Origin of the sequence: Kitasatospora sp. NPDC051170 (assembly GCF_044455705.1) — a bacterium.
Lineage (GTDB): Bacteria > Actinomycetota > Actinomycetes > Streptomycetales > Streptomycetaceae > Kitasatospora.
In genome coordinates, this window is record NZ_JBITFA010000007.1 from 65,157 (window position 1) to 91,153 (window position 25,997).

General features: G+C 75.0%; 27 protein-coding genes. 15 read left to right on the forward strand and 12 right to left on the reverse strand.

Annotated elements, in window-relative coordinates; translation table 11 throughout:
* Nucleotides 1–83: 83 nt before the first annotated feature.
* On the forward strand, nt 84–827 hold the full coding sequence (locus tag ACIBCA_RS16950; protein ID WP_396283659.1) for a TetR/AcrR family transcriptional regulator: 744 nt from the start codon (nt 84–86) through the stop codon (nt 825–827).
* Nucleotides 828–893: 66 nt separating this feature from the next.
* On the forward strand, nt 894–1,460 hold the full coding sequence (locus ACIBCA_RS16955) for a Uma2 family endonuclease (RefSeq protein WP_396283660.1): 567 nt from the start codon (nt 894–896) through the stop codon (nt 1,458–1,460).
* 51 nt (nt 1,461–1,511) lie between these two features.
* Here ACIBCA_RS16955 and ACIBCA_RS16960 read toward each other — a convergent pair whose 3' ends face one another.
* A complete protein-coding gene (locus tag ACIBCA_RS16960) occupies nt 1,512–2,198 on the reverse strand; it encodes an alpha/beta hydrolase (RefSeq protein WP_396283661.1) in 687 nt (228 codons plus the stop codon).
* Between the two features lie 140 nt (nt 2,199–2,338).
* On the opposite strand from ACIBCA_RS16960, the gene ACIBCA_RS16965 reads away from it, so the two are divergent.
* Entirely contained in the window at nt 2,339–4,138 is a 1,800-nt protein-coding gene (locus ACIBCA_RS16965; RefSeq protein ID WP_396283662.1) for a beta-galactosidase family protein, read from the forward strand.
* A gap of 10 nt (nt 4,139–4,148) precedes the next feature.
* On the opposite strand, the gene ACIBCA_RS16970 is transcribed toward ACIBCA_RS16965, so the two are convergent.
* On the reverse strand, nt 4,149–4,346 hold the full coding sequence (locus ACIBCA_RS16970; RefSeq protein WP_051838564.1) for a hypothetical protein: 198 nt from the start codon (nt 4,344–4,346) through the stop codon (nt 4,149–4,151).
* Between the two features lie 141 nt (nt 4,347–4,487).
* On the opposite strand from ACIBCA_RS16970, the gene ACIBCA_RS16975 reads away from it, so the two are divergent.
* The 5 genes from ACIBCA_RS16975 to ACIBCA_RS16995 all read left to right on the forward strand — a co-directional run bounded on the left by ACIBCA_RS16975 (nt 4,488) and on the right by ACIBCA_RS16995 (nt 8,768).
* Nucleotides 4,488–5,768, forward strand: coding sequence for a D-alanyl-D-alanine carboxypeptidase family protein (locus ACIBCA_RS16975; protein WP_396283663.1), 1,281 nt, complete (start codon nt 4,488–4,490; stop codon nt 5,766–5,768).
* A gap of 22 nt (nt 5,769–5,790) precedes the next feature.
* A complete protein-coding gene (locus ACIBCA_RS16980) occupies nt 5,791–6,204 on the forward strand; it encodes a PPOX class F420-dependent oxidoreductase (RefSeq protein WP_396283664.1) in 414 nt (137 codons plus the stop codon).
* 58 nt (nt 6,205–6,262) lie between these two features.
* Nucleotides 6,263–7,201 carry a hypothetical protein gene (locus ACIBCA_RS16985; protein WP_396283665.1) on the forward strand — a complete coding sequence of 313 codons (939 nt, stop codon included), beginning with the start codon at nt 6,263–6,265 and terminating at the stop codon, nt 7,199–7,201.
* Nucleotides 7,198–8,100, forward strand: coding sequence for a YncE family protein (locus ACIBCA_RS16990; RefSeq protein WP_396283666.1), 903 nt, complete (start codon nt 7,198–7,200; stop codon nt 8,098–8,100). Before ACIBCA_RS16985 ends, ACIBCA_RS16990 begins: the two co-directional genes overlap by 4 nt.
* A 260-nt stretch (nt 8,101–8,360) precedes the next feature.
* Complete coding sequence (locus ACIBCA_RS16995) at nt 8,361–8,768, forward strand: NTP pyrophosphohydrolase (protein ID WP_396283667.1); 408 nt, start codon at nt 8,361–8,363, stop codon at nt 8,766–8,768.
* Between the two features lie 26 nt (nt 8,769–8,794).
* On the opposite strand, the gene ACIBCA_RS17000 is transcribed toward ACIBCA_RS16995, so the two are convergent.
* On the reverse strand, nt 8,795–10,006 hold the full coding sequence (locus ACIBCA_RS17000; protein ID WP_396283668.1) for a beta-ketoacyl-[acyl-carrier-protein] synthase family protein: 1,212 nt from the start codon (nt 10,004–10,006) through the stop codon (nt 8,795–8,797).
* Nucleotides 10,007–10,221: 215 nt separating this feature from the next.
* Here ACIBCA_RS17000 and ACIBCA_RS17005 point away from each other — a divergent pair, with 215 nt between their 5' ends.
* From ACIBCA_RS17005 to ACIBCA_RS17015, 3 genes are read left to right on the forward strand one after another with little or no spacing between them, the layout of a single operon-like run.
* Nucleotides 10,222–10,404: a hypothetical protein gene (locus ACIBCA_RS17005; protein WP_396283867.1), complete on the forward strand. Its 183-nt coding sequence runs from the start codon at nt 10,222–10,224 to the stop codon at nt 10,402–10,404.
* On the forward strand, nt 10,401–12,731 hold the full coding sequence (locus ACIBCA_RS17010; RefSeq protein ID WP_396283669.1) for a heavy metal translocating P-type ATPase: 2,331 nt from the start codon (nt 10,401–10,403) through the stop codon (nt 12,729–12,731). Before ACIBCA_RS17005 ends, ACIBCA_RS17010 begins: the two co-directional genes overlap by 4 nt.
* Entirely contained in the window at nt 12,728–13,216 is a 489-nt protein-coding gene (locus ACIBCA_RS17015; protein ID WP_396283670.1) for a copper chaperone PCu(A)C, read from the forward strand. Before ACIBCA_RS17010 ends, ACIBCA_RS17015 begins: the two co-directional genes overlap by 4 nt.
* A 62-nt stretch (nt 13,217–13,278) precedes the next feature.
* Here the strand turns inward: ACIBCA_RS17015 and ACIBCA_RS17020 are convergent, their stop codons facing one another.
* Nucleotides 13,279–14,061 carry an NAD(P)-dependent oxidoreductase gene (locus tag ACIBCA_RS17020; RefSeq protein ID WP_396283671.1) on the reverse strand — a complete coding sequence of 261 codons (783 nt, stop codon included), beginning with the start codon at nt 14,059–14,061 and terminating at the stop codon, nt 13,279–13,281.
* Nucleotides 14,062–14,126: 65 nt separating this feature from the next.
* On the opposite strand from ACIBCA_RS17020, the gene ACIBCA_RS17025 reads away from it, so the two are divergent.
* Nucleotides 14,127–15,047 (forward strand): LysR family transcriptional regulator, encoded by a 921-nt coding sequence (locus tag ACIBCA_RS17025; RefSeq protein WP_396283672.1) that lies wholly within the window; start codon nt 14,127–14,129, stop codon nt 15,045–15,047.
* Nucleotides 15,048–15,176: 129 nt separating this feature from the next.
* Here the strand turns inward: ACIBCA_RS17025 and ACIBCA_RS17030 are convergent, their stop codons facing one another.
* Complete coding sequence (locus ACIBCA_RS17030) at nt 15,177–16,037, reverse strand: universal stress protein (RefSeq protein ID WP_396283673.1); 861 nt, start codon at nt 16,035–16,037, stop codon at nt 15,177–15,179.
* Between the two features lie 239 nt (nt 16,038–16,276).
* Complete coding sequence (locus tag ACIBCA_RS17035; protein ID WP_396283674.1) at nt 16,277–17,242, reverse strand: ankyrin repeat domain-containing protein; 966 nt, start codon at nt 17,240–17,242, stop codon at nt 16,277–16,279.
* 57 nt (nt 17,243–17,299) lie between these two features.
* Between ACIBCA_RS17035 and ACIBCA_RS17040 the strand changes: the two genes are divergently transcribed.
* The 3 genes from ACIBCA_RS17040 to ACIBCA_RS17050 all read left to right on the forward strand — a co-directional run bounded on the left by ACIBCA_RS17040 (nt 17,300) and on the right by ACIBCA_RS17050 (nt 20,579).
* On the forward strand, nt 17,300–17,692 hold the full coding sequence (locus ACIBCA_RS17040) for a hypothetical protein (protein ID WP_396283675.1): 393 nt from the start codon (nt 17,300–17,302) through the stop codon (nt 17,690–17,692).
* Between the two features lie 69 nt (nt 17,693–17,761).
* On the forward strand, nt 17,762–18,397 hold the full coding sequence (locus ACIBCA_RS17045) for a hypothetical protein (protein ID WP_396283676.1): 636 nt from the start codon (nt 17,762–17,764) through the stop codon (nt 18,395–18,397).
* Between the two features lie 505 nt (nt 18,398–18,902).
* Nucleotides 18,903–20,579: a phytoene desaturase family protein gene (locus ACIBCA_RS17050; protein WP_396283677.1), complete on the forward strand. Its 1,677-nt coding sequence runs from the start codon at nt 18,903–18,905 to the stop codon at nt 20,577–20,579.
* 352 nt (nt 20,580–20,931) lie between these two features.
* On the opposite strand, the gene ACIBCA_RS17055 is transcribed toward ACIBCA_RS17050, so the two are convergent.
* The 6 genes from ACIBCA_RS17055 to ACIBCA_RS17080 all read right to left on the reverse strand — a co-directional run bounded on the left by ACIBCA_RS17055 (nt 20,932) and on the right by ACIBCA_RS17080 (nt 25,843).
* Entirely contained in the window at nt 20,932–21,819 is an 888-nt protein-coding gene (locus tag ACIBCA_RS17055; RefSeq protein WP_396283678.1) for a virginiamycin B lyase, read from the reverse strand.
* Nucleotides 21,820–21,882: 63 nt separating this feature from the next.
* Nucleotides 21,883–23,028, reverse strand: a complete 1,146-nt coding sequence (locus ACIBCA_RS17060; protein WP_396283679.1) for an AI-2E family transporter — start codon at nt 23,026–23,028, stop codon at nt 21,883–21,885.
* Between the two features lie 135 nt (nt 23,029–23,163).
* A complete protein-coding gene (locus tag ACIBCA_RS17065; protein ID WP_396283680.1) occupies nt 23,164–24,270 on the reverse strand; it encodes a winged helix DNA-binding domain-containing protein in 1,107 nt (368 codons plus the stop codon).
* Nucleotides 24,267–24,965, reverse strand: coding sequence for a glycerophosphodiester phosphodiesterase (locus ACIBCA_RS17070; protein ID WP_396283681.1), 699 nt, complete (start codon nt 24,963–24,965; stop codon nt 24,267–24,269). Before ACIBCA_RS17070 ends, ACIBCA_RS17065 begins: the two co-directional genes overlap by 4 nt.
* Nucleotides 24,962–25,402, reverse strand: coding sequence for a hypothetical protein (locus ACIBCA_RS17075; protein ID WP_396283682.1), 441 nt, complete (start codon nt 25,400–25,402; stop codon nt 24,962–24,964). The genes ACIBCA_RS17070 and ACIBCA_RS17075 overlap by 4 nt, the downstream gene beginning before the upstream one ends.
* A gap of 33 nt (nt 25,403–25,435) precedes the next feature.
* Complete coding sequence (locus ACIBCA_RS17080; protein ID WP_396283683.1) at nt 25,436–25,843, reverse strand: molybdopterin-binding protein; 408 nt, start codon at nt 25,841–25,843, stop codon at nt 25,436–25,438.
* Between the last annotated feature and the right edge of the window lie 154 nt (nt 25,844–25,997).

Here is a 25,997-nt window from a genome sequence, read left to right on the forward strand (position 1 = left end):
CGCGAAACCCCTTCGGTTGGTAACCTTACGGCATAAAGAGTTGCCGTCGAGGACGATACTTTACGCCATAAGGAGATGCCGGGATGACCGTCTACGCCGGGCAGGGCGACGCCCGCCGCTCACTCGCCCTCCTCTGGGGCGCCGCACCGCCGGCCACCCCGCGCACCGGCCCCCGACCGGCGCTGAGCGTGGACGCCATCGTCAGCGCCGCCATCGAGGTCGCCGACGCCAAAGGCATGGCCGCCCTCTCCATGCGCGCCGTCGGCGAACGCCTCGGGCGCACCGCCATGGCGCTCTACACGTACGTCCCCGGCAAGGACGAACTCCTCGACCTGATGCACGACCGCGCGCTCGCCGAACTCCCCACCCGTGAAGGCGAGTCGGACGACTGGTGCCAAGCCGTCACCACCTGGGCCGAGGACCTCCACGACTGCTACCTGCGCCACCCCTGGATGCTCCAGGTCTCCCAGGCCCGCCCCGTCCTCGGCCCCGCCGAACTCGCCGCCATGGAAACCCTCCTGCGCGCCCTCGCCCCCGCCGCCCTGCCACCCACCCGCCTGCGCGGAGCCGTCGCCGCCCTCTGGCAGTTCGTCCGCGGCCTCGCCGCCGTCACCGCCGACGCCCGCGGCGCCGCCGAAGCCACCGGCATCTCCGACGAAGCCTGGTGGACCACCCGCTCCACCGGCCTCGCCGACCTCGCCCCCGACCTCCCGCGGCGCTACCCCCTCTTCACCGCGATGCAGTCCGCCCCCACCCCGCCCCGACCCCTCCAGGAGGGCCTCGCCGTCCTCCTCGACGGCATCGCCGCCTCGGCTGCCTCCACCTAGTAACGTCAGTGGGGCCACACCATCCGTGAACGTTCGAGGACTGGGTTCCGAACAGGAGAACAGCACGTGAGTACGGCGCACGCGAGCCCGGGCGACTACAGCCAGGTGCCGAACCCGGAGCAAGCCCTGAAGTATGCGATTCGGCATATCGCGGGTGATCGTGTCGAGATCGTCGAGGGAGTCATCACCCCCGTGTCACCGTCCTGGGCCCACGAGACAGCCGTCGACCTGATCCGCGAGCAGATCGGCCCCCGCATGCGCGAACTCGGTCTCCGTGCCGGGTCCGGGAACCTCGACCTGCCCGGAACGGAGAACTACTACGTGCCGGATCTCGCCGTCGTGCCCGCCGAACTGGCGAAGGCCGAAGGAGCGCTCCTGCCCGACCAGACCGTGCTCGTCGTCGAGGTCACGTCGCCGTCGAACGGCGACACCGACCGGACCACCAAACGGCGCCGCTACTCCCAGTTCGGCGCCCCCGTCTACCTCCTGGTCGACCGGCAGGAACGCACCTGCACCCTGTTCTCCCAGCCCGGGCAGCTCGGCTACACGCTGGTCGAGGGCCCCCACCCTTTCGGAACCCCTGTGCGCCTGCCCGCGCCGCTCGATCTCGAACTCGAAACAGCCGATTTCTGACGTCGGAATGGGTCAAGGCGGCGGGTCGGCCACCGTCGGCATCACAGCGCCCTACCCGCGAGCGGGCAGCGGGGTGTGGAGCTGGCCCGTGGCGAGGCCTGCGGGCTCGTCGGCGAGAGTGGAGAGCACGAAGGCGGTGGTGAGGGCGCGGATGTCGTCGGCGCGCCGGGTGAGGAAGTGGCCGCCGTTCGGGACCTCGTAGCGGGCGAGGCCGGGGACGAACTCCGCGGCGCGCCGGGCGTAGGCGAGGGAGTCGGCGGCGCTGGCCGTGGAGTGGTCCCGGTCGCCGTGGATGATGAGGACGCGGCGGCCGGCGAGGTGGTCCACGGGGTCGCCGTCCGGCAGCCAGGGGGCGATGCCGACCACTCCGGTCACGACGGGATCGCCGGCGCTCCGGAACGCGGCCCGGCCGCCGAGCGAGTTGCCGACGAGCACGACGGGGACGTCACCGTAGCGGCGGGCGAGCTCGGCCAGGGCCCAGCGGGTGTCCACGGCGGTGTCGGCGGCCTCGCCGTTCCAGCCGCGGTAGCGGTAGTGCAGCAGGTGCACGGCGATGCCGTGGGCACGGCCGCGCTCGGTCAGTTCGGTCACCAGGTCGCGCAGGCCCAGCCGGGCGAGCTTCGACGGGCCTCGCCGGCTGCGCACCGAGCCCCCGGGCAGCAGCAGCGCCACACCTCTGACCTCGTCACCGCCCTGCCAGGCCGTCAACTCCGCCACACGCTCGCGTGATCCGAACATCTCGCCCTCCCCCGTTGAGTCCGCGCCGATCTTACAATCGGCGCAACCGCTCCCCGCGGTGTGGGAGCCCGCCGACCCGGCGCCCCCGCCCGTACGCTGTCGACCTCGCCGCCCTCCCGCGAAGACAGGTGACGCCTCCCGTGACCCGACTCGACCTCGACGCCGACGGCTTCCTGCGCGACGGCGAGCCGCACCGCATCGTCTCCGGCGCGATCCACTACTTCCGCGTCCACCCCGACCAGTGGGAGGACCGGCTGCGCCGCGTCCGCGCCCTCGGGGTCAACACCGTCGACACCTACGTCCCCTGGAACTTCCACGAACTCCCGGGCGGCGAGGTCGACTTCACCGGCTGGCGGGACCTCCCCCGGTTCCTGCGCCTGGCCGGAGACCTCGGCCTGGACGTGATCCTGCGCCCCGGCCCGTACATCTGCGCCGAGTGGGAGTTCGGGGGCCTGCCCGCCCGGCTGCTCGCCGTGGACGGCCTGCGGCTGCGCTGCGCCGACCCGGCCTACCTCGCCGAGGTGGACGCCTGGTTCGACGCCCTGATCCCCGAGGTGCTGCCCCTGCTCGGAAGCCGGGGCGGGCCGGTCCTCGCCGTCCAGGTCGAGAACGAGTACGGCAGCTACGGCGACGACGCCGCCTACCTGCGCCACCTGCGCGACGGCCTGGTCTCCCGCGGCGTCGACTGCCTGCTGTTCACCACCGACGGCGCCCAGGACACCATGCAGCAGGGCGGCTCACTGCCCGGCCACCTCGCCACCGCGACGTTCGGCTCCCGCGCCCCCGAACGCCTCGCCGTCCTGCGCCGGCACCGGCCCCAAGGGCCGCTCGCCGTCATGGAGTTCTGGATCGGCTGGTTCGACCGATGGGGCAGTCCCCACCACGTCCGCGACGCGAAGGAGTCCGCCGCCTCCCTCGACGAACTGCTCGCCACCGGCGCCTCCGTCAACCTCTACATGGCGCACGGCGGCACCAGCTTCGGCCTCTGGGCGGGCGCCAACCACTTCGGCACCCACCCGTACGACGCCGGGTACGAGCCGACCGTCACCAGCTACGACTACGACGCCCCGATCGGCGAGGCCGGCGAGCTGACCGAGAAGTTCCACGCCTTCCGGGAGGTCATCGGCCGCTACCTCCCGCTGCCGGAGGACGAACTCCCGTCTCCGGCACCGCGTTTGGCCCCGCACCGGATCGTCTCGTCCGGCAGCGCCCCGCTGCTCGGCCCCGCCTCCCTGGACGTGCTCTCCACCCCCGTCCACCGCCCCTGCCCCGAGCCGATGGAACGCCTCGGCCAGGACCGCGGGTTCATCCACTACCGCACCCACGTACCCGGCCCGCGCGAGGAACTCCCGCTGCGCATCGACGGGTTGGCCGACCGCGCGTACGTCTTCGCCGACGGGCGCCCGCTCGGCACGCTCGACCGCAACTCCCCCGGCGAGACCCTGCCCCTGGCCACCGGCGACGGCGGGGTGGTGCTGGACATCCTGGTCGAGGCGCTCGGCCGGGTGAACTACGGCCCCCAGACGGACGATCGCAAGGGCATCACCCGCGGCGTCTCCCACGGCCACCAGCGGCTCTTCGACTGGCGGATCCGCCCACTGCCGCTGACGGACCTGTCCGCGCTGCGGTACTCACCGAAGGCCGAACTCCGCGACGGCGAACCGGCGTTCCACCGCTTCACCACCGAACTCCCCTCCCCCGCCGACGGTTTCGTCGCCCTCCCCGGCTGGGGCCGCGGCCTCCTCTGGCTCAACGGCTTCCTCCTCGGCCGCTACAGCGCCGAGGGCCCCCAGCGCACCCTCTACGCCCCCGCCCCGCTCTGGCGCGAGGGCCCCAACGAACTCCTCGTCCTCGAACTCCGGCAGCACGGCGAAGCCCTCGACCTGCGCGACCGGCCCGACCTCGGCCCCACCACCCAGGCCCCGAGCAGCGAGTACTAACGCCACTCGTTCAGCCGCGCTTCGCCGCCGGGATCGCCAGCAGCACCCCGAGGACCAGCAGCGTCGCGTACCCGACCGTCTCGTGCCCGTCCGGCACCAGGTGGCGGACGAAGCCGAACAGCCGGAAGCCGCCGAGCCGGTCGGCCAGCAGTCCGGTGCCGCCGCCGAGGATCAGTACGAGGCCGAGGTATCCGAGCAGGTCCTTCATATCCGTGAGCCTAGAAGGACCCTCCGCCCAGGTAATCCGACTTTCGGTGCGGCCCGGGATCACCAAAGTCGCGCCCCGCGCCGAGGTCCGGACGGAGCAGCAGGTACGGCGGCCCGGGGGCGGCGCGGTTACGTTCGCCGTGTGCCCAAACACGCGAATCGCTCGAAGTGCGCACACGGACGGCAGTCCGTCACCCGGGTGGCGGGCGCCACCGCCGCCCTGGCGCTCGCCGCCGCGGGCTCCGCGCCGGCCCTCGCCCAGGACGCGGCCTCCGCCGTCGGCGGCGAGCGCCTGGGCCGCCAGGCCGTCCAGGTCGCGCCGCTGGCCGGGGCGCCCGCCCTGCCCGCCGGTCTGACCGGCCGCTCCTGGCTGATCGCCGACGCCGGCACCGGCGAGGTGCTGGCCGCCCGGGACGCCCACCTGCCGCTGCCGCCGGCCAGCACGCTCAAGATGCTCTTCGCCGACACCGTCATGCCCAAGTTCGACCGCGCCTCGGAGCACAAGGTCGCCCCCGCCGAGCTGGCGAACCTGGGGGCCGGGAGCAGCCTGGTCGGCGTCAAGGAGAACCTGCCCTACCGCGTCGAGGACCTCTGGCGGGGCGTCTTCCTCAGCTCCGGGAACGACGCCGTGCACGTCCTGGCGCACATGAACGGGGGCCTCCAGCGCACCGTCGCCGAGATGCAGGCCCGCGCCCAGGCCCTGCACGCCACCGACACCAAGGTGATCTCCCCCGACGGCTACGACATGGACGGCCAGGTCTCCTCCGCCTACGACCTCACCCTCTTCGCCCGCGCGGGCCTGCGCAACGCCGACTTCCGCTCGTACTGCTCCACCCGCACCGCCCGCTTCCCCGGGGGCCTCGACAAGCTGACCGGCCAGCGCACCAGCTTCGACATCGCCAACACCGACCGCCTGCTCGGCAAGTACCCGGGCCTGATCGGCGTCAAGAACGGCTACACCACCAACGCGGGCGCCACCTTCACCGGCGCCGCCGAACGCGGCGGGCGCACCCTGCTGGTCACCGTCATGCACCCGGAGGCGCAGGGCAAGGTCTACGACGAGGCCGCCAGCCTGCTGGACTGGGGCTTCGCCGCCGCCGGGAAGGTCCAGCCGGTGGGCCGCCTGGTCGAGGAGGACGCGCCGCCGTCCGCCGAGCCCGCGGCCACCGACCCCGTCCGCTGGGCGCAGGCCCCCTTCACCCACTCCACCGACGACCCCGGCCTCGCCCCCGCCGCCTGGACGGCCGCCCTCCTCGGCACCGCCCTCGCCCTGTGGGCCGCCCGCACCCTCGCCCGCCGCCGCACCGCCACCGCGCCGGCCTCCCCCACCGGCGGCTCCACCGCCGTCGGCGGCCGCACCCACCGCCGCCTCTCCCGCCGCGCCCGCGCCCTGCTCCACGCCCCGCGCTCCCGGCGGCTCTAGAGCACGCCCTAGACTTCCCGTCATGACCACGCCCGACCCCGCCCACGCCGACCGGCTCGCCCGGATCGTCCGCCTCTCCTCCGGCAGTTACCTGCTCGTCACCACGTACAAGAAGGACGGCACCGCGGTGCCGACCCCCGTGTGGGTGGTCCGCGACGGCGAGGCGCTGGGCATCTGGACCGTCGCCGACTCCTGGAAGGTCAAGCGCATCCGCAACCGCGCGGACGTGCTGGTCGGGCCCTGCGACGTCAAGGGCCGGCCCACCGGCGAGCAGTACCCCGGCACCGCCGAGATCCTCGCCCCCGAACGCGCCGGCGCCTACCGCACCCTGCTGCGCCAGAAGTACGGCCTGGTCGGCGTCCTGACGCTCCTCGGCAGCCGGCTGCGCCGCGGCGAGCGCGGCACGGTCGGCATCCGGATCACCCTCGCCGACTGAAGCCGCCCGGACGGGCCCGGCGGACGGATTGTCAGTGGCTCCCGGTAGCCTCCGCCCCATGCCTGCCTTCACCCGCCTGGTCGACGGTCTCGTCTGCGCCTACCGCCCCGCCGCCGGGGCGGCGGGCGTGCTGGCGCCCGCCGCCGTGTTCCGTCCCGTCGGCCGGGACGAGGTCTCCGGCCACACCGTCGCGGCCGACCTGCGGCACGCCTGGTACACGACGCTCGACGCCCTGGTCTGCGTGACGGCGGAGGGCGCTCAGCTGTGGCGCGCGCCCTTCGAGCCCGCGTCCAGCAAGACGCACGGCCACCACCCCGGCTGCGAGGTGTCGGCGGACGGCCGGGTGGTGTGGGTCTACCGGCCCGACGCCATGGCCGGGCGCGGCATCGACGACCGGTGCGTGGCCTTCGACGCCGCGACCGGCGAGAGCCTCGGGGAGGAGGAGCTGGAGACGGTCGGGCACGGCGCGGTCCAGCTGGCCCATCCGGCCGGCGGCGAGGTGCTCGTCGACGTGGGCGAGGGCCAGGACGGCACGGTCGTCTACCGCGCCTCGCTGGCCGAGGGCCGTCCCGTCCTGGCCCGCTACCCCTGGGACGACCGCTGCCTGATCGGCCTGTCACCGGACGGCCGCCACTTCCTGACGATCGACCACGCGCAGTGCGACCTCACCGTCCACGCCTACCCCGGCGGCGAGGAGGTCTTCACCCTCACCGTCGACGCCTTCGGGCACGACCCGGAGACGATCTTCGTCGAGTGGGCCGGCGGGTACCTGGACCAGGACACCCTGCTGATCAACCTCGTCGGCGAGCCCGGGGACGAGCCGGTGGAGGAGGACGAGGAGTGGTTCCGCACCTATCGGGTCGACGCCCGCACCGGGCAGGTCCACGGTGAGATCACCTCGCACGGCGAAGGCTCGTACGACCTGTACCCCCTCGGTGACGGCTCCTGGCTCACCGCCTCCGACTCCGGCCACCCGACCCGCCACCTGGCGCCGTGAAAGCCTTCACCTGGAACAGCGGCGGCCTCATCCGCGCCTACCGCCCCGCCGACGACGAGTTCGGCGAGCTGACGCCCGCCGCCGTGTTCCGTCCCGCCCCCGGGGACAAGGTCTTCCAGCACGCCGTCGCCCCCGACCTGGCCCGCGCCTACTACACGACGATGAACGCGCTCGTCGCCGTGGCCGAGGACGGCACCCAGGTGTGGCGCTCGGCGTTCGATCCGGAGTCGGCGTGCGTTCACAGCCCCACGCCCGGCTGCGCGCTCTCGCCGGACGGCCGGGTGCTGTGGCTCTACCGGCCCGACGCCAGGGCGGGGCGCGGCACGGGCGACCGGTATCTCGCCGTCGACGCGGCGACCGGCGCGACCCTCGGGGAGGCGGAGCTGGGGACGGCCGGCCACGGCGCGCTGCAGCTGGCGCACCCGACGAGCGGCGAGGTGCTCTTCGACGTCGGCCAGGGCGAGAGGGGAACCGTCCTCTTCCGCGCCTCGCTGGCCGAGGGCCGCCTCGACCTCGCCCGCTACCCCTGGTCCGACCGCGGGCTCCTCGCCATGTCACCCGACGGCCGCCGCTTCGTGACGCTCGCCCAGGACCGGACGGTCCTCACCGTCCACGCCTACCCCGGCGGCGAGGAGGTCTTCACCCTCACCGTCGAGGCGTTCGGACACGACCCCCGCGCGATCTTCTTCGACTGGCACGGCGCCCGCTACCTGGACCAGGACCACCTCCTGGTCGACCTCGAGGGCGACGACGACGGATGGGAGTGGTCCGACTCCTACCGCATCGACGCCCGCACCGGCCACATCCACGGCGAGTACCCCTGCGTGAGCCCCCTCGGCGACGGCACCGCGATCAAGGGCTCCCGCTCCGGCAACCCGATCCGCGTCACCCTGCCCTGAACAGCATCTCCAGCGCCGCCCCGGCGACGGCCGTCAGCTCCTCCCGGGAGCGCCCGGCCGCCGCCTGGACGGCGATGCCGTCGGAGAGGGTGTGGACGAGACACCTCCGGCTTCCCCGACTTCCGCGCCGCGCCGCGCAACCACCGCCTCCTCGCCACCATCGAGCGCTCCGCTGCCGGCGGGGGTCTTCCGCAACCGGTGACACAGGACGTGGACGCCCACCCCCTCTTCTGACCTGGCCACGTGGCAGGCTGGCCCCCATGGAACGCGAGGAGACCGGTGCCGCCGAGCGGCCGCTGCTGGTGGTGGACGGGGCGAACGTCGTCGGGTCCGTGCCCGACGGATGGTGGCGCGACCGGCGCGGCGCGGCCGAGCGGCTGCGCGACGCCCTGGTCGCCGTCGCCGAACACGGCCTCCCGGAACTGCCGGGCCCCCTCGACGTCCTGCTGGTGGTGGAGGGCGCGGCCCGGGGCGTCGCCGCCCTGCCGGCGGTCCAGGTCGCCGAGGCCGCCGGCAGCGGCGACGACCGCATCGTCGAGGCCGTCCGCGACGCCCTCGCCGAACTCCCCCACCGCACCTGCCTGGTGGCCACCGCCGACCGCGAACTCCGGGCCCGCGTCACCGCCCTGGGCGCCACCGTCACCGGCCCCCGCAGCGTCCGCCCGTAGCGCCGCGGGGGCCGTCCGGTCCGGCGCTACGCCTCGGTGAAGACCAGGGAGGCGTTGTGGCCGCCGAAGCCGAAGGAGTTGGTGAGGGCGGCGGGGAACAGCCCCTTCCTGGGCTCGCCGGCGGCGACGTCGAGGGGGATCTCGGGGTCGAGGCGGTCGAGGTTGGCGGTCGGGGGGACGATGCCGTCGCGGATGGCGAGGATGGTGGCGAGGGCGCCCATCGCGCCGGCGGCGCCGAAGAGGTGGCCGGTCATGGACTTGGTGGCGGTGACGACCGGGTGGAGGCCCACGGCCGCGGCGATGGATTCGGCTTCGGTCAGGTCGCCGGAGGGGGTGGAGGTGGCGTGGGCGTGGACGTGGTGGATGTCCTGCGGGGTGAGGCCCGCGGCGGACAGGGCCAGGCGGATCGCGCGGGTCTGGCCGTCGGGGTGGGCGGCGGTGATGTGGTGGGCGTCGGAGGTGATGCCCGCGCCGGCGAGGACGGCGTGGGCGCGGGCTCCGCGGGCGGCGGCGAAGTCGGCGCGTTCGAGGACGACGAGGACGCAGCCCTCGCCGATGACGAAGCCGTCCCGGTCGACGTCGAAGGGCCGGGAGGCACGCTCGGGTTCGTCGTTGCGGGTGGAGTGGGCCTTGGCCTGGGCGAATCCGGCGAGCGGCAACGGGTGGACGCAGGCTTCGGCGCCGCCCGCGACGACCACGTCGGCGCGGCCGAGGCGGATCAGGTCGAGGCCCATGGCGATGGCCTCCGCGCCGGAGGCGCAGGCGCTGACGGGGGTGTGGGCGCCGCCGCGCGCGCCGAGTTCGATGCTGACCCAGGCCGCCGGGCCGTTGGCCATCATCATGGGGACGGTGCGCGGGGAGACCTTGCGCACGCCGGAGGTCCGCAGCACGTCGTGCTGCCCGAGGATGGTGAGCGCCCCGCCCGTGCCCGTGCCGACGACGACGGCGAGCCGCTCGGGCTCGACCTCGGGCCGCCCGGCGTGGGCCCACGCCTCCCGGGCGGCGACGATCGCGACCTGTTCGCAGCGGTCCAGGCGGCGGGCCTGGACGCGGTCGAGCACCTCGCCGGGTTCGACGTGCAGGCGCCCGGCGATCCGGACGGGCAGGTCGGCCGCCCACTCCTCCTCGATCGCGCGGATGCCGGAGCGGCCCGCCAGCAGAGCCTCCCAGGTGGTCGGCACGTCGCCGCCGAGCGGCGTCGTGGCGCCCAGTCCGGTCACCACCACGTTCGTCGTCATCACACATCCCCTTTGTGGAGGAGTCACACCCCCCACCGCGAGCGGCGAGGGGGAGCTCGGTATACGAGCCACACTGTCAGGGGAGTTACGGTCGATCAGGTGCCCTCTTCGATGGATCTGCTCCCGAGGTTTTGTCACTTTCCCACATGCCTCCGAGGAACTTCCGGCCGTACGGGAACCACCGGGCATCCCCGTCCGACTGCTGGAACGTGAACGTGAAGTCGATGAGTGTGCTGGTGGGGTTCGCCCTGCTCCTGGTGGCGGTGTTCGGCGTCTCCTACGCCGTGGGACGGCAGGCGGGGCCGGTGGCCCCGGGCCTGCGCCCGGCCGGGGGTGGTGGCAGCGGCGGCGGGGCGTCGCCGGGCATGGGCGGGCACGGCATGGGCGGGATGCGATGACCCCCGCAGCCCCCAGCCCCAGCCCCACTCCCAGCTCCACTCCCAACCCCACCCCCAGCGCCACCCCCGGCCCAGCCCTGGTGAGCACCGACCTGACCGTCCGCGGGATGACCTGCGCCGCCTGCGTGGGCCGGGTGGAGAAGCGCCTGGCGCGGATCGAGGGCGTGAGCGCCGGGGTGAACCTGGCGACGGGCCGGGCCCGGGTGCTGCACCCGGCCGGAGTCCAGGTCGCCGATCTGGTCGCCGCCGTGGAACGCGCGGGCTACACCGCCGAGTTGGCCGCCCCCGGCGCCCCGCCGGCGCCTCGGGAGGAGGAGCCGGACGAGAGCCGTCTGCCGCTCACCACCCTCCTCGCCCTCCCCGTCCTCGCCCTGTCGATGGTCCCCGCCCTGCAGTTCCCCGCCTGGCAGTGGGTGTGCTTCGCCCTGGCCGTCCCGGTGGTCACCTGGGGCTCGGCGGGCTTCCACCGCCGGGCGCTCCGTGGGCTGCGGCACGCCACCGCGACGATGGACACCCTGGTCAGCCTCGGCGTCCTCGCCTCCTTCGGCTGGTCCGCGTACGCGCTGTTCCTCGGCGGCGCCGGGGCCGTGGGCATGCGGATGCCGTTCTCCCTGACGGCCACCGGCGGCGCCGCCCACGTCTACCTGGAGGCGGCGGTCGGCGTCCCCCTGTTCGTGCTGGCCGGGCGCCGCCTGGAGGCCCGGGTGCGGCGCAGCGGCGGGTCCGCCCTGCGGGCGCTGGCGGAGCTGGGCGCCAAGGAGGTCTGCCTGCGCGGGGAGGACGGCGCCGAGCGGCTGGTGCCGGTCGAACTCCTGCTGCCGGGGCAGGAGTTCGTGGTGCGCCCGGGTGAGCGGGTGGCCACCGACGGGGTCGTGGTCGAGGGCGGTTCGGCGCTGGACCTGAGCCTGCTGACGGGCGAGAGCGTCCCGGTGGAGGTCGGCCCGGGGGACACGGTGGCGGGGGCGACGGTGAACGTCGGCGGCGCGCTGGTGGTGCGGGCGACGGCGGTCGGCGCGGACACCCAACTGGCCCGGATCACCGCCCTGGTGGCCGAGGCGCAGGCCGGGAAGGCCAAGGCGCAGCGCCTGGCGGACGCCGTGGCCGGGGTGTTCGTGCCCTGCGTGCTGACGGTCGCGGCCTGTGTGCTGGGCTTCTGGCTGGGGGCGGGCGCGGCCCCGCAGACGGCGGTGACGGCGGCGGTGGCGGTGCTGGTGGTGGCCTGCCCGTGCGCGCTGGGCCTGGCCACGCCGACGGCCCTGCTGGCGGCGACGGGGCGGGGCGCGGAACTGGGGGTGCTGGTGCGCGGCCCGGAGGTGCTGGAGAGCCTGCGCCGGGTGGACACGGTCGTGCTGGACAAGACCGGCACCCTGACCACGGGCCGGATGGCCCTCACCGAGGTCACCACGGCCCACGACGCCGCCGCCGAGGAGGTGCTGCGGCTGGCGGGCGCGGTCGAGCACCGTTCCGAGCACCCGATCGGACGGGCCGTCGCGGCGGCGGCCCTCGAACGCTGCGGCGCCCTGCCGCCCGTGGTGGGCTTCGCGGCCACCGCCGGACTGGGCGTGAGCGGCACGGTCGAGGGCCGCACCGTCCGCCTGGTCCGCCCGGACGCGGCCACCGCCGCTCTCCCGCCCGAGCTGGAGCGGGCCGTGGCGGCGGCCGGGGAGGCGGGCCGCACGGCCGTCCTGGTGGAGGTGGACGGGCGCGCCGAGGCAGTCCTGGCCGTCGGCGACACCGTACGGGCGGGCAGTTGGCGGGCGCTGCACCGGCTGCGCGGGCTCGGCCTGGAGCCGGTGCTGGCGACGGGGGACGGCCCGGGGGCGGCGCGGGCGGTGGCCCGGGAGCTGGGCATCGAGGTGGTGCACGCGGCCGCCTCGCCGAAGCGCAAGGCGCAGCTGGTGGCCGAACTGCGGGCCGCGGGGCGGCGGGTGGCCGTGGTCGGCGACGGCGTCAACGACGCGATCGCGCTGGCCTCGGCCGACCTCGGGGTGGCACTGGCCTCGGGCAGCGACGCGGCGATCGGCGCGGCGGGGCTGACGCTGGTGCCGCGTCAGGCGACCTTCGACCCGTCGCGGCCCCCGGCACGCGGCGACATCGAGACGGTGGTGGACGCGGTGCTCCTGGCCCGGCGCACCCTGGCGACGATCCGGGCGAACCTGCTGTGGGCGTTCGGCTACAACCTGGTGCTGATCCCGCTCGCGGCGGTCGGGCTGCTGAACCCGATGCTGGCGGCGGTGGCGATGTCGCTGAGTTCGCTGCTGGTGGTGGGCAACAGCCTGCGCCTGCGCACCTGGCAGCCCGGTCGCGGACGGGGGCCGAGGCGATGAGGATCCCCGACCGCGTCAGCGCGATGGCCCCACCCCTCGGGGCCGCCGCGCTCGCCCTCGCCCTGCTGACCGGCTGGACGGCCGTCGGCGGCGCGGGCCGCGCCCGTCCGGTGGAGGCCACCGGCCCCGGCTGGGTGCTGCTGCCCACCGCCGGCGCGGCCCCCGCCACGGCGGCCTTCTTCACGCTCCGTAACCCGGGGGACATACCCGACGAACTCACCTCCGTAGGCTGGCAGTTCGGCGGGCGCCTCACCCTCAAGCGCCATCTGCACCAGGGTGCGGCCGGCCGCTGGGAGCCGGTGCCCGACCTGCCGGTGCCGCCCGGCGGGGAGCTGGCACTCACCCCGGAGGACGCGGACGTGCTGATCGCCGACCCGCCGCCGCTGACGGCGGGCCAGTGGGTGGAGTTCACCCTCCACTTCCGCCGCAGCCCCTCCCTGCGGGTCTCCGCCCAGGTCCTGCCGCCCGGTTCACGCCCACGGTGACGCACCGGGGCCCGGCGTCCACTCCCCTGTGGTGGACGCCGGGCCCCTGCTCAACCCCCGTGCTACCGCAGCCCCGTCACCACGGACGCCAGGTCCAGGTCCGCGATCGCCGGGTCCGCGAGCAGGACCTGGCGCGCGGCCCTCAGCACCGGACCACCGCCCGCCAGGCCGAGGTCCTTGGCGGCCAGCCGCACCGGGAAGTCCGACTCCTTGTTGCGCGCCCGGGCGACCGGCCCGGCGAGCGGGCCGTTCCCGAGCACCTCCAGGGCCAGCTCCTGCGGGACTCCCAACTCCTGCGCCACATCCAGCACTTCGGCGACCACCGTGACCGAGGCCACGATCCCGCTGATCACCACCACCTTCAGCGCCGCCCCCGCGCCCGGGCCGCCGCAGCGCCGCACCGTGCCGAGGTGTTCCAGCACGGGCTGCGCCCGCTCCAGGTCGGCGTCCTCGCCACCGACGCAGATGGTCAGCTCCCCGCGCGCCGCCAGGCCGACGCTGCCGAGCACCGGTGCGTCCACCATGCCGACGCCGTAAGGCAGTTGGGCGCGCAGCTCGGCCGCCGCCTCCGGGCCGATGGAGGACATGTCCACCCACAGCACGCCCGGCGCCAGGGCGGGGACGAACGCCCCGGCGACCTCGGCCACGGCGGCCGGGTCGGAGAGCATCGTGACCACGAGGTCGGCGCCCTCCACGGCCTCGGCCGGGGTTCCCGCCTCGACGAGGCCCTCCCCCTTGCCCGCGGAGCGGTTCCAGACGGTCAGTTCGTACCCGGCGGCGGCGAGGCGGCGGGCCATCGGCAGGCCCATGCGGCCCAGCCCCAGAAACGCGATCTTCATTCCCATGACCACCACGCTAGGCAGGGCCGAGCCAGGCGACAAGCGAATGTCCGGCATGGTAACCATGCGGGATGGACATGGCTTGGCTGGACGTCTTCCGCACCGTCGCCCACACGGGCTCCTTCACCGCCGCCGGGGAACGGCTGGGGTACACCCAGTCCGCGATCTCCCGCCAGATCGCCACCCTGGAAGCCGAGTTGGGAACCCCGCTCTTCGACCGGCTGGCCCGCGGAGTGCGGCTGACCGACCACGGACGCACCCTCCTCCCCCACGCCGAGGCCATGCTGGAACGCCTGAACACCACCCGGCGCGACCTCGCCGCCCTCACCGACCTCAGCGCCGGACGCCTACGGGTGGGCGCCTTCGACAGCGCCAACGTGGCCCTCGTCCCCAGCGCCCTCGCAGCCTTCCGCTCCGCCCACCCGCAGGTGGCGATCAGCCTCACCGAGGGGCTCTCCACACCCCTGCTGGAACTCCTCGGCGAGGGCGCCATCGACCTCGCACTGCTCGCCACCTTCCCCGACGCCACCGAAGAGCCCTACGACAACGGGCAGTTCGACCTCCGACTGCTCACCGAGGACCCGGTGATGGTCGCCCTGCCGCGCGGGCACCGCCTGGCGAGGCGGCGGCGCCTGAGGCTGGCCGAACTCGCCGACGAGTCCTGGATCGCGGCCCGCCGCGACCCCGGGACCACCCTCCTCGCGGCCTGCATGCGCGCCGGGTTCCAGCCGAGGATCGAGTACGCCGTCGCCAACTGGACCGCCAAACTCGGCCTGGTCGCCGCCGGTCTGGGCCCCACCCTGATCCCCTCCCTGGCCGTCCCCGCCGCCCGCCCGGACATCGTCCTCCTCCCCCTGCACCCGGACGACACCCCGGTGCGGCACGTGTTCACGGCGGTGCGGCGCGGGCAGCGGATGCCCCCGGCGGTAGCGGCGTTCACGCAGTTCCTGCGCGCCGGGGTGGCCCCCCACCCTCAGGCCCCGTCCGCCTAGGCACTCACCGGCTCCAGCCGCAGCCGCCGGACCCGGCCCGGCGGCGGCTCCTGCGTCGGGCCGAACCAGACCCGCACGTAGGGCGGCGGCGGAGCCCCCACGACCCCGCCGCCGAACCCCGACTCCGGGTCACCCCTGCGGCACGACCGCCACCGGAGCCTGCGCGTGGTGCAGCGCCGCGTGCGCGACCCGTCCCAGCCGCGGCCCGAACTCGACCGGGCGCCGCCGCCGGCCGACGACCACCAGCGCCGCACCCGCCGACGCCTCCACCAGCCCCCGCGCCGCGCCGAGCCGCACGTCCTCCACCACCTCCACCTCGGGGTGCTCCTCCCGCTGCGCCGCCACGGCGAGCGACAGCAGCTTCGCCTCCAGCGCCTCCAGCTGCGCGACCTCCGCGGCCGGCACCGCGCCGCCCGCGTAGCCGAACACCGGCGGCAGGTCCCAGCCGTGCACGGCCCGCAGCCGGGCCCCGCGCAGCGCCGCCTCCCGGAAGGCGAAGGCGAGCACCTCCTCCTCCGGGCTGTGCGCGTCCACCCCGACGACGACCTCGCCGCCCGTGCCACCCCCGCTCGCCTCCCGCACCACGACCACCGGCACGGCGCTGCGCCCGGCCACCGCCATGCTCACCGAGCCCAGCAGCAGCCCGCTGAACCCGCCCAGCCCGCGCGAGCCGAGCACCAGCAGCTCAGCCTCGCCCGCCGGCACGGCCGCGACCAGCCCGTCCACCGGGGAGTCCAGGACGGCGTCGGTGCGCACCTCCAGCCCGGAGTGCCGCTCGCGGACCTCCGCCGCGGCCGCCTCCAGCGTCTGCAACGCGGCCGCCGGCAGGTCGTCCGGCTCGGCGAAGGAGGACACACCGTCCGTCAGCCACGGCCAGGCGTACAGCAGCCGCAGCACGGCCCCGCGCCGCAGCGCCTCCTCGGCCGCCCAGTGCGCGGCCGCGGCGCTCTCCGGCGATCCGTCCACTCCGGCCGCAACGATGCGCGTCATGACTTCCTCCACTGTCTCGGTCACCGACCCGGGCTCCCCGGCGGCCGTACGGCCTGACGGCCCGTCCACTCGTCCGCCCCCACCCTCGCGCCCACGCGCGGCCGGGCACCAGTGCCGCAGGGCCCGGGAAGGACGGGACGAAAGACCCGCCGCCACCGCCTACGCCCGCCGTGCAAGCAGGCCGTGTACGCCCGCACCGTACGCCCCGCCCCGCCCTACCGGCCCGCGACACCCGGGCACTACCGGGAACCCGTCGATCCCGCCTCCGGCAGGCGAACCCAGACGTCGGCGGGCCCGGTGACGGCCCGGGCGTCCTCGGGCTCCAGGCCCGCGAAGGCGCAGGCGTAGGCGACGGCGTCCCGGCGGTAGAGGTAGGCGGCGAGCACCTCCTCGGGCCCGTCGCCGGGCCGCGGGCCCCCACCGGGGTGGAGGTCCCAGCCCTCAACCTCGCCGTCGCGCTGGATCATGCCCTGGTTGCCGCTCTTGGGGTTGGCGAAGAGGGCGTAGCCGAAGGTCCCTACAGTGAGGGCGGCCATGGCCTCGGTGGTGTACGGCGCGTAGCCCCAGGGCTGGGTGACCACGCACCCGCCCGGCACGGTCGTGACCCCGGCGAGGCGCAGCCCCTCACTCATCGGGTACGCCCACGGCTGCTCCACGAACGCGTCCATGAACTCCTCGTCCTCGACCGGCGCCGCCCCCAGGCGCCGGATCGCCTCGGCCGCGTCGATGCCCGCGACGCAGGCCAGGCCCGTTCCGTCCACGGAGGGCTTCCCGAGCGCGGCGGTGAGCCGCCGGGCCCGCTCGACGGCCGCCCGTTCGGCCCCCGACAGACCGGGTTCCCCCTCGGGCAGCGGGAACAGGTCCGGGACGGGCCCGGCGAGGGCGAGCCGCCCCGGGGACCACCCCGCGAGCTCCGCCTTCCAGGGATCGGCACCGGCCGCCACCAGGGCCCGGGCGTTGTCGGGCCGGTCCGCCTCCACCGCCTCCCAGAGCGCCGTCGTCCCGCGCCAGCCGGTCGCCGCCACGTCCGAGACATGGCGGGCCAGTTCCGCCACGCCTTCCGGAGAGCCGTACACGGCCGCTTCTCGCAGGGGATGTCCGTGCCCGCCCATCGAGTCCGGATCGGCGCCCGCCGCCAGCCGCGCCCGGATCTCGCCCGCGTCCTGCCAGCCGTCCCAGTGCAGCCCGTCCCAGTTCGCTGTCATGTCCGGACGGTGCCACAAGGCTCTGACAACCGCCCCCACCCGAAGTACCGTGGCCGGGTGGACGAGTTGGAGCTCCCGGCCGAGGGCATGACGATCAGCGTCTGGCACCGGCAGGACGTGGTGGTCGTCGATCCCGAGCGCTTCATGGCAGCGGCCCGGGCGGCCTTCCGGCAGCTCCACCCCGACGTCCCCGAGCAGGCGGTGGCCGAGCACGTCGCCGACGTCCACGACGCCGCGTTCGCCCTGCTGGACCTGCACGGGCGCCTCACCCCCGACCCGCCCGGCACCACCGCGGGCCTGCCCGGGCGGCGGTTCGCGGACCGGCCGGACGGACTCTCCCCGGCGGGCGACCACGTCGAGATCGTGCTCGACGTGCCCCGGCCGCTCCAGGACTACGGCTGCTTCGGCCCCGAGAACGCCTTCGCCCGGCCGGCCGACTCCCCCTCCTGAGCCCCCTGCTGAGCCACCTCCTAAGCCCCCTGCTGAGTCACTGGCCCCTGGACACGACAGAATCGGGCCATGGGAACGGATGTTCACGGATTCGTGGAGTGCCACACCTGGGGCCCCGGCCTCGGCATCGGGGAGACCGCCTGGCAGGCGGCCGTCGACCTGGCACTGCTCGGCGTGGGCCGGGACTACCCGGGCTTCGCCTGCCTCTTCGGTGTCGGGGACATCGGCGACCACTGGCATCCGATCGCCGCCGACCGGGGCCTGCCCGCCGACGCCTCGGCGGGCGCCCGGGCCGGGTACGCGGCCTGGGACGGGTCGGCGTTCGGCGCCAGCTGGCTGGGCTGGCAGGAGGTCCTCGCCGTCGACTGGGACGAGCCGGCGATCCCCCGGGCGACCCACATCGCCCGGTACCGCCGGCAGCCGGACGGCACGCTGACGCTCGCCCACCGCGGGGACTGGAGCCGGGGTTTCGCCAGGGCCAGCGGCATCGACACCCGCACCGTCGACCCCGGCGCCGTCGGCGAGCTGTGGGCCGAGGGCACCGAATGGGACGCCGGCACCACCCTCTTCCGCGCCGAACGCGCCCGGCGGCGCGAAGCCGTCCCCGCCGACGGCCCCTGGCAGCCGGTGTGGGAGGTCATGCGCACCCTCGCGGGGGTGCACGGGGAGCGGAACGTCCGGCTGGTCGTCTGGTTCGACGAGTAGCCCGCCCGCCATCACCGCGTCCAGCAGCGCCTGCCCGGCGGTCGCGGCCTCGCCGACGACCGTCAGGTCCGGTTCGCCGTCCAACAGATCGTGCACCCTGCGGCGCACCACCTCGTGGTCGTCCCGCGATCCGGTGGTTCCCACCCGAACCCCCTCCTCCGGATCGACCGGAAGTCGCCGGGGCCGGGGGCGGTGCGTATCGGGTCAACTGCCTGGCCCTGCACAGGTGCTGACGGACGATCGCGACCGCTACTAAATCCGGCCAACGTGGTTACGCCGAGTTTCCCTCACCACCGACATAACCGCACGCCTGTCCTATAAGGTGCCGCGAGGAGATGCCGGACCGGACGGCTCCGTGCCACTTCGGGCGGCTGCCCGACGTCGCCGACCCCGTCGGCTTCCTGCGTCTCCGAGCACGCCTCGTACAACACTGGCCAGGTCTTCCAGGTCGACGGGAGGTCTGGCCCTGTAACCGGGTCGACAGTGCGAAGGGGGAACGGCCGCAATGACGGACCAGGACGACTGGGACGCGGTGGTCATCGGATCGGGGATCGGCGGGCTGGTGTGTGCCGGCTACCTCGCGGCCGCGGGCCGCCGGGTGCTGGTGGTCGAGCAGCACGACGTGGCCGGCGGAAACACGCACGTCTTCCGGCGGCGCCGGTCCTACGAGTTCGACGTCGGCGTCCACTACCTCGGCGACTGCGGGTCCGACGGCATGCTGCCGGCGATCCTCGGCGGCCTCGGGCTCGGCGACCGGATCCGGTTCCGGGAGATGGACCAGGACGGCTTCGACCGGATCTCGGTGCCAGGCCTCACCCTGGACGTGCCGGCGGGCTGGGACCCGTACCGCCGCAGGCTCACCGACGCGCTGCCCCAGGACGCCGCGGGCATCGAGGAGTTCACCGGAATCTGCCAGGCACTGGCCGCGGAGTTACGCGCCGCCCAGCTGTCGACCGAGGACCTGACCCCGGCCCAGCTGGCCCGCCGAACGCCCGTCACCGTCCGCTGGGGCCGGCGCACGCTCGAGCGGCTCTTCGAGCACTGCGGCCTGAGCACCCGGGCCCGCACGGTGCTCGCCGCCCAGTCGCCCAACTACGGGCTCGCGCCGGACGTCTCCACCGTCGCCATCCACGCCGCCGTGATGGACCACTACCTGCGCGGCGCCTACTACCCGGTGGGCGGCGGACAGCAGTTGGCCGCCGGCCTGGTCGAGGTGCTGGAGGCGCACGGTGGTGAACTGCGCACCCGCTGCGCAGCCCAGCGGGTCCTGGTCGAGGACGGCAGGGTGACCGGAGTCCTGCTGGCCGACGGGCAGCAGGTGCGCGCCCCGCTGGTGGTCTCCAACGCCGACTACCGGCGCACCGTGCTGGAGCTCGTCGGCGCCGAGCACTTCCCCCAGCGGATCGCGGACAGGACCCGTGAGGCGACCATGGCCCACCCGTTCGCCATCCTCTACCTGGCGCTCGACCGCCCGCTGCACGACCGGCCCAACGCCAACCTCTGGTGGTACCGCGACGCCGACATCGAGAGCTGGTACCAGCGCCTGAGACGCGGCGAACTCGACACCGTGGACGCGATGTTCGTCTCCTTCGCCTCCCTGAAGGAACCCGAGTCCGGCGCCGTGTGCCCGCCCGGGCACAGCAACTTCCAGGTGATGACCCTCTGCCCGGCCGACCTCGAATGGTGGGGTGTGGAACAGGGCCCCGCCGACGGCGGCCGGTACCGGCGCGGCAACGCCTACCTGGCCCGCAAGCAGCAGCTCACCGAGGCCATGCTGCAGGCCGCCGAGGAGGCGCTCGGACCGTTCCGCAGGAACCTGACGCACGTGGAGCTGGCCACGCCCCTCAGTCAGGAACGCTACACCCGCTCCAGCGGCGGAACGCCCTACGGGCTGGCCGGATGGGGCAAAGCCGGCCACCGGCCGGACACCCGCACCACCATCGAGGGCCTGCACGTCGTCGGAGCCAGCACCCGCCACGGCAGCGGCATCGGCGGGGTCGCCGTCGGCGGCATCAGCTGCGCCGCCGAGATCCTGGAACAGCCGCTGCTCCCGCTGGTACACGCGGGGAAGGTCCAGATCGACCCGGCCCGGCTGCCCGAGCGCCCCGACGGCTGGGACGCGCTGGCCGTCTCCCGCGGCGCCGCCCGCCGCACCGCCCGGGGCCTCGCCAAGCTCCGCTGACACCCCTCCGGATCCGCCCCGACGTCCCCGCGCACCTCACCCGTCGCACGCGAACCTCCCACAGGTGGCCGGATCCCGCCGTACCCGCACCACTCGACGCCGCCCCAGCGCGAGAACCCCCGTCCCCACCTCCGGCTGAGCACCACCCGCAGCCCCCGTCCGGCCATGCCGCCGGACGGGGGCGCTCCCCCACACCGACCCGACGGCCCGAGGGGCTCAGTGCCGGGTGGTGGAGGTCGAAGGCCGGCCATTCGGAGCGGATCCTCGGCAGCTCGGGGGCCACACCCCCGGGGCCCCTCGGCCCGAGTCCGCCCTCCCCACCCGGGCCTTCCCGCCCGGGTCCTGACGGGCGCTAGACCAAGCCGAGCTTCAGGATCTGCCCGCGTTCCAGCGCCGCGTACACCGTGCCGTCCGGCCCGACGGCGATGCCGTGCGGCTCGGCGCCCTCGCCCGGGACCGGGTACCCGTCCAGGCGCCCGTCGGCGTCCAGCACCCCGATCCGGCCGGCGCCCCACTCGGTGAACCAGAGCCGCCCGTGCGCGTCGGCGGCGATCGCGTGCGGCCTGGCCGTACGGTCGGCCAGCGGGTGCTCGCTCACCTTCCCGTCGACGGTGATCCGCCCGACCAGCCCGCCGCCGATGCCGACGTACCAGAGCGCGCCGTCCGCCCCGGCGGTGATGCCGACGGGCGCGGTGCCGCCGGTGGGCAGCCGGTGGAGGGCCACCTCGCCGTCGGTGCCGATGCGCGCCACCGCGTCGGCCTGGTTGAGGGTGCACCACAGCGCGCCGTCGGGACCGGCCGTGATCATCGACGGGAAGGCTCCGTCCAGCGGCAGCGCGTACTCCGTGACCTCGCCCCGCACGGTGATGCGCCCGATCCGGCCCGCGTTCAGCTCGGTGAACCAGAGCGCGCCGTCGGGCCCGGCGGCGATCCCGTACGGCCCCGCGCCCTCGGTGGGGAGCTCGAAGGCGCTCGCCTCGCCGTCGACGGTGATCCGCCCGATCCGGTGGTCGCGCATCCGGCTGAACCAGAGCGCGCCGTCCGGGCCGGCCGTGATCACCGCCGGGCCGCACCCGGGCGCGCCGAGCGCGTGGCGCGTCACCGTGCCGTCCGCCGACAGCCGCCCGATCTCCCCGCCGTGCACCAGGGTGAACCAGACGCCGCCGTCCGGCCCGGCGGTGATCCCGTACGGCCCCGCGCCCTGCGGCGCGGCGTCGATCAGTTCCAGCACCCGTCGCATCCCAGCCCCTCTCGCCGATCCCGTCCCGCGACCCTCACACGAGGGCCCGGCCCCCGCAACGACTTAACGCTCCGTACGTCCCGTACGTCCCGCGCTCTCCGTACGCTCCGTACGCTCCGTACGCTCCGTACGTCCCGCGCGCCCCGGTTCGCCGCGCAGCACGGAGATCACCCCGACCGCCGCCGCGCAGACCGGCACGGCCAGCAGCGCCCCGATGATCCCGGCGATGCCCGAGCCCGCGACGACCGCGACCATGATGGTCGCCGGGTGCAGTTCCACCGTCCGGCTCTGGATCACCGGCTGGAGGATGTTCCCCTCGATCATCTGCACCGCGAGCACCACCCCCAGCGCCCACAGCGCCGTCCCGAGGCCCCCGTCCGCGAGCGCGACCAGCACGGCGACGGTGCCGGACAGGAACGCCCCGACGAAGGGGATGTACGCGCCGATGAACACCAGGGCGCCCAGGCCCGGCGCCCCGGGCACGCCGAGGGCGACCAGACCGACGGTGATGAAGCCCGCGTCGATCAGGGCGATCAGCGTGGTGCCGCGCATGAAGCCGGCCATCGCCTCGAAGGCCCGCTCGGCGCAGGCCGTCACGGTGGCGGCGGCGCGCTCGGGCAGGTAGGAGCGGATCGCCTCGGGGGTGCGGTGGCCGTCGCGCAGGAAGAAGAACACCAGGGCGAGCGCCAGCACCCCGCCGGTGACCAGCTGGGTGAGCAGCCCGAGCCCGGAGAGCACGCCGCTGGTGAGGGTGGAGAGCAGGGAGTTGGTCTCGCCCTTGGCGTTGCCCAGCGCGTGCTGGATCTTGGCGCCGGCGGGCCCGAGCCAGTCCGCGAGCCTGTGCCCGGCCTCCTGGAGCGACTCGGCGATCTGCGGGGCGCTGTGCACCAGGGAGTTGACGAGCAGGGCGATCACCCCGCCGACGGCCACCACCAGGACGGCGCAGGTCAGCCCGGCGGCCAGGCCCCGCCCGACGCCCCGGCCCACCAGCCAGGGCACCACCGGGTACAGCAGCGAGGCGCCGAGCAGGGCCAGGACGAACGGCACGGTGGCCGCCCGCAGTTCGACGAGCGCGAACACCGCCAGCGAGGCGACGGCGATCAGCAGCACCACCGCCGCCGACCAGGCCGCCGCCTGCCGCAGCGGGGCCGGCAGCATCAGGTACGGGCGGCGGCGGTCCTCCGGGGGCCTGCCGGGCTCCACGGTCACGGGCCACCTCCGCCGGGGGCGTCGTCGCGTCGGTCCGAACCGACCCAGCTCAGCAGACCAGGCCGTGCGTCGCCCGCCGAAACCCCCCGAACGGGTGTCAGGAACCGTCAGGGGCCTTCCCTCAGCGGCCTTCCGTCACGGGCCCTCGAACCGCACCGATCCGCCCCCGCCCGCGCCCCCGTCCCCGCCCGCGAAGGCCAGCACCCGCTGCGCCTCCGCCTCGGCGGCGTCCCGGTCGGCGGCCCGCAACCGGACGAAGGGCTCGACCACGACCTCCTGCTCCCCCGTCAGCCGCCAGGTCCCGGCGACCGACCCGTCCACCAACAGGGTGCCGGAGACGAGCCCGTTGACGCTCATCACCCGCGTCCGGTACTCCTCGGGCAGCACCCGGCTGCGGTCGGCGTGCGAGAGCACCAGGTTGTCGAAGGGCGCGACCAGCCGTACGGGCGCCGGCGCGTCCTCCCCCGGACGGGGAGCGTCCGGCAGGTCGTACAGCAGCCGGCCCTGCTCGTCCCGGAAGGTCAGCAGCCCGGGGGCCAGCCGGGTGAGGACGGCGCCGAGGCCCGTGAGGCCGCACCACTTCTGGACGTCCTTGGCGGTGGCCGGGCCGAAGGCGGCCAGGTAGCGCAGGACCATCGCGTCCAGCGAGGGCTCCGGGTCGAGCGGGCGGCCCAGCCAGGCTTCGGCGGTGGTGTGCGCGGCCGCGCCGCCGCGCCCCCAGACGCCGCGCGGCGGCACCTGGACGAGCGCCAGCCGGCAGCGGGCGGCCTGGGCGAGCGCCGCCGGGTCCCGGTCGGGGCGGGTGGCGGCGAGCAGGGCGCCGAGGTCCTTGAAGGTGCGCGGCCGCTCCTCGACCAGGGCCCGGGCCTCGGCCGTGACCTCGTCGAGGTCGACGCCGACCAGCCGTTTGCCGTGGTTGCCGGCGAACCCCTGGTCCAGGACGGGCTGGAGCAGCGGGCGCAGGCTCAGGCAGTCCTCGGCGGTGACGAGGTGGATGGTGGCGCGCTGGAGGGCGATCCGCACCACCTCCCGCCGCTCGATCAGCTCGCTCAGCCGCTCGGCCCGGAAACCCTCGATGCGGGAGAGCAGCCCGAGGTAGGGCGGCTGGGGCGCGGCCTGGGCCTGGAGTCCGCCGAGGTGGTGGATCATCGCGGCGGGCGGCAGGTCGCTGCGCTCCAGCAGGTGCTGACGGGCCAGCAGGGCGCGGCCGAGCGCCCGGGTGGAGAGCGTGGGTTCGCTCACCGGCGGCCGTCCAGGACGGAGCGCAGCACGGAGATCCGGTTGCTGGTGATGGAGGCGGCCCCGGTCTCGCGCAGCCGGCGCATGGTGCGGCGCAGGTCGGCCGTCCAGGTGGAGACGGCGAGGCCCAGGTCGGCGGCCTCCCCGACCAGGCGCGGGGTGACCAGCCCGAAGGGCGGGTTGAGGAAGCGCGGGCGTAGGTCGTCGAGCAGGGGGCGCCCGGGCAGCCGGGGCTGCTTCCAGGTGAGCGCGATCTCGGCCTCGGGGCTGAGCGCGCGCACGGCGAGCATGGCGGTGGCGGGGCCGCAGAAGGCGACGTGCCGCTCGGCGCCGAGGTCGGTGACGGCGGACCAGGTGGCGGCGGCCGGACCTGGCTCGTCCAGGTCGATGAGGAGCCTGGGGCCGTCGGCGGCGGTGATGGTCTTGAGGGCCTCGGCGAGGGTGGGGACTGCGAGTTCGCCCCGGCTCAGGTCCTCGAGCTGCTCGGTGGTGACGCGCCCGATGTCCCGGGGGTCGCCCCAGAGCCGTTCGAGGGTGCGGTCGTGCAGCAGCACGGGCACCTTGTCGCGGGTGAGCTGGACGTCGATCTCGACGGCGTCGGCGCCCGCGGCGATCGCGGAGGCGATCGAGGGCAGGGTGTTCTCGCGGTACCGGTACGGGTCGCCCCGGTGGGCGACCGCCAGGGGCTTGGGGTTCATCGGATCCTCCCGGCCAGCCAGGGGGTGAGGTCGTGGGCGCCGATGCCCTCGCGGTAGCTGTCCTCGCCGGGGACGGTGACGACCAGCGTGGTGGAGGGCGGGAACGTCCGGGACTTGACGTGCACGAGGTCCTTCCAGACGGCGTCGACGAAGGCGGGCACCTTGTCGCGGTCGACGTCGAAGGCGATGCCCTCGACGGTCACGACGGCCTCGTCGTGGGTGAACAGCCGCACGCTCAGCGCGGGCCGGCCGCCGAACTCCAGCAGGGCCTCGTGCGGGATCGCGTCGAGCCCGTCGCCCGCCGCGTCGGTGCCGACCAGTCCGGCGAAGGTCCGGTCGCGGCCGATGTCGTGCTGGGCGCGGACCTCGCGGCCGTGGCGGGCGGCGAGCTCCTCCAGCGCGAGCACGGCGCTCTGGGTGGTGGGCAGGTGCGGCATCCGGGCCTCTCGTTCGAAGGTGTTGCGCGACCGCTAGCGCGGTTCGACCATCACATTGGTGGACTTGATGACGGCCGTGGCGGGCGCGCCGGGCACCAGGTTCAGCTCCTCGGCCGACTCCCGGCTGATCAGGGAGACCACCCGGAACGGCCCGGCCTGGATCTCCACCTGGGCGGCCACGTCGCCGAGCTTCACCTCGGTGACGATGCCGGGGAAGCGGTTGCGGGCGGAGGAGGGGCGGCCCTCGGCGCTCTCCTGGCGGGACAACTCCCGGGCGAAGGCGGCGAGTTCGGCCCCGGGGATGATCCGGTGGCCGTGCTCGTCGCGCTCGGCGGCGAGCCGTCCGGCGTCCACCCAGCGGCGCATGGTGTCGGCGCTGACGCCGAGCAGCGCGGCGGCCTCGCCGATCCGGTAGGGGTTGACCGCGCCGGCCTGGCCCATGTGCGACTCCTGACGGTGGTTCTCGGGAGGGTGGTTCTCGGGACGGTGGTCCTCGGGACGGTGGTCCTCGGGAGAGTGGTCCTCGGGATGGCAGTTCTCGGGATGGAGGTGCGCGCCCCCGCCGCCATCCTGCCGTAAGCGGATGACGGTCAGC